Genomic DNA, 2,637 nt, shown 5'->3' with positions numbered 1-2,637 from the left:
CGTGTGCGCGGCCGGGCCCCGGGCCGTCGTGGTCCGCCGGGGGCGGACGGCCGTCACTTGAGGTAGACGACGCCGTCCGTGGTGATGGCCGGACGGCCGCTCGTGCCGACGACCACGATCTTGATCGTGTGCTTGGCGCTGCCGCTCCAGGTCTTGGTCCAGATCGCGTCGCGGTACTTGGTGGTGGACGACTTCAGATCCACGGTGGCGGTCTTCTTGCCGTCCACGTAGATGTGGGCCTGGCCGGAGGTGGTGGCGCGGGAGACCGTCCAGGCGACGGAGCGGCCGGTGAAGGTCCAGCTCAGTGAGGCGTTCTTGGAGGAGCTGGTGTACGACTTGCCGCCGAGGTAGCTGGAGGAGGACTTGGTCGTCCACGTGCCGGACCTGGTGGCGGAGCTCTCCTGGAGGATGACCGGGGTGCCGGCGACCGAGGCGGTGGCGGTGTTGCCGGCCCGGTCGTAGGCCTTCAGCGACCAGGTGGTGGCGGCGCCGGACTTGGCGGTGTGGTTGGCGCTGGTGACCGTGGGTCCGTAGGTCTTGGCGGTCGGGGCGGTGAGCCGGACCTCCTTCAGCGCGGCGCCGTCGGTGGCCTTCCACTTCAGTGTCAGCGGAACGGCGGCGGTGTTGACGGTGCCGGTGCGCAGGGCCAGGTTCGGCTTGGTGGTGAAGGTGGGGGCGGTGGTCTCGGCGACGACGGTCGTGGCCGCCGTGGTGGTCGTCCTGCCCGACTGGTGGACGGCGCGGACGGCCACCTGGTGGGTGCCGGCGGTCAGGGTGGCCTTGGCGGAGGTGGCGGTGCCGGCGGTGGTGGCCACGGCCTTGCCGTCCACCAGGAGTTCGTACTTCGAGATGAGCGCGGCCGGGGTGGTGGCCGACCAGTTCACCGTGACGGCGGCCTTGGTGTAGGTGGTCGTGCCGGAGGTCCCGCCGCCGGTGACGGACTTCAGGGTGAGGCCGGAGACCGGGCCGCCCGCCCAGGTGCGGACGGTGGCGAGCTTGTTGTAGAAGGCGTCACCGGGGCACTGGGTGTTGTAGCCGTCGCGGTGGCCGTGGATCGCGGGCAGGGTCAGCTGAGCGCCCTTGGCCCAGGTCTTCCCGGAGTAGCTGCGCCCGCTGTCGCCCGCGGTGAGGGTGGCGGTGCCGGTGGGGGAGACGCCGTACTGGCCGAGCTTCCACGCGGCGATCCGGGCCACGGAGGTCATGGCGGCCGTGGAGGGCGCGGTGGAGGTGTAGGTGCCCAGCACGGATATGCCGGTGGTCTCGCTGTTGAAGCCGTAGGCGTGGGCGCCCATCACCGGCAGGTCGACTCCGCCCTTGCGGCCCTCGTAGACCGTGCCGCACTTGTCGACCAGGAAGTTGTAGCCCACGTCCTTCCAGCCCAGCTGCTTCACGTGGTACGCGTAGATGCCGCGCACCACGGCGGGGCCCTGGGCGCAGGTGTAGTCGTTGGACTCGGCGGTGTGGTGCACCACGACCGCCTTGATCTTCCCGCCGGGCAGGTAGCTCGGCTCCTCCGGGCTGATCGACTCGTCCGCGCCCCAGGCGGCGCGGGAGGTGATCGGCGGGCGCGGCGCGGTGGACGGCGGCGCGGGCGGGACGCTCACCGAAGGGGTGGGGGAGGCGGTGGGTGAGGAGGTGTCCGGGACGGACGGCGAGACGGTGGCCGACGGCTCGGTCACCGAGGGCTGAGACGCCGAGGGCTCGGAGGGGGACGGCTCGGGCGGCGTCCCGGAGGCGGGGGTCTCCGGGAGGGTGGCGTCCGGCTGCGGCTCGGTGCCGGTACCGGTGCCGGTGCCCGGCTCGGTGGCCGCAGGGGTGGGCTCCTCGCTCTCCTCGGCCCCCTCGGCCACGTACGCCGCCGGCTCCAGCGCGGTGACCTCGCCGCTGCCGGGGTCGACCATGTCCAGTCGCAGGCCCTTCGGCAGTCCGGCCGAGTCCTTTCCGTCGACCCGTACTTCGACGCCGTCGGACGGGCCCACCCACGCCGGTTCGGTACCGCCGCGCGCGGCGCCGCTCTCCCCCTGGCCGCTGTCGCCGTCCAGCGTCAGCCACCGCGACCACTCCTGCGTACCGGCGGCCCGGGTGCGGACCTCGACCGTGCCGCCGACGCGGGCGGACGGGTCGGACCAGGTCACGCCGAGCATGCTGAACGGCCCGGTGTCCCGCTTGCCCAGGGAGGCGGAGGTCCCGTCCCCGGAGACCCGCAGCGCGGTGGTCTCCGCCTTGCTGGTGACGGGCCCCGGCGCACCGTCGGCACGGGAGCCGCCGCTCTCCTGTCCCGTCATGGCCTGAAGGACGAGTGCCCCGGACAGGCCGGCCGCGACGACCGCGGATGCCTTCCAGAAATGCCGTGGTGTGCGCATGTCGGTTCGCGTGGTCCTTCTGCGTAAGGAGGGAAGAACGGGGCAGGTGCCCGCCGCCCGGACAGGCGGCACACGAGAGACCCACACGAACGGGTGAAGGTTGTACGACGGCGCGGGTTCTGTAACGCAGGTCATACCCTCGGGGGGAACCACCGTGGAACTTCGCCTGTGGCAGGGCCGGTTCCGGCAGCGCGAGGGGAGCGTTTCACCCCCCGGGACCCCCCCGGGGGGGGGGGCCCCGCGGGGGTAAGCGACCCAACGCGAGACACGGCAA

At 72.7% G+C, this 2,637-nt stretch carries 1 protein-coding gene; it reads right to left on the bottom strand.

What is annotated here, in order from left to right:
* Window positions 1–53 precede the first annotated feature (53 nt).
* Window positions 54–2,363, bottom strand: coding sequence for an N-acetylmuramoyl-L-alanine amidase (locus tag ACFV5H_RS12770; RefSeq protein ID WP_385194518.1), 2,310 nt, complete (start codon window positions 2,361–2,363; stop codon window positions 54–56).
* Window positions 2,364–2,637 lie beyond the last annotated feature (274 nt).

Source organism: Streptomyces sp. NPDC059787, assembly GCF_042732315.1.
GTDB classification, from domain to species: Bacteria; Actinomycetota; Actinomycetes; order Streptomycetales; family Streptomycetaceae; genus Streptomyces; species Streptomyces atrovirens.
This window is presented reverse-complemented; position numbering and strand designations above follow the sequence as displayed.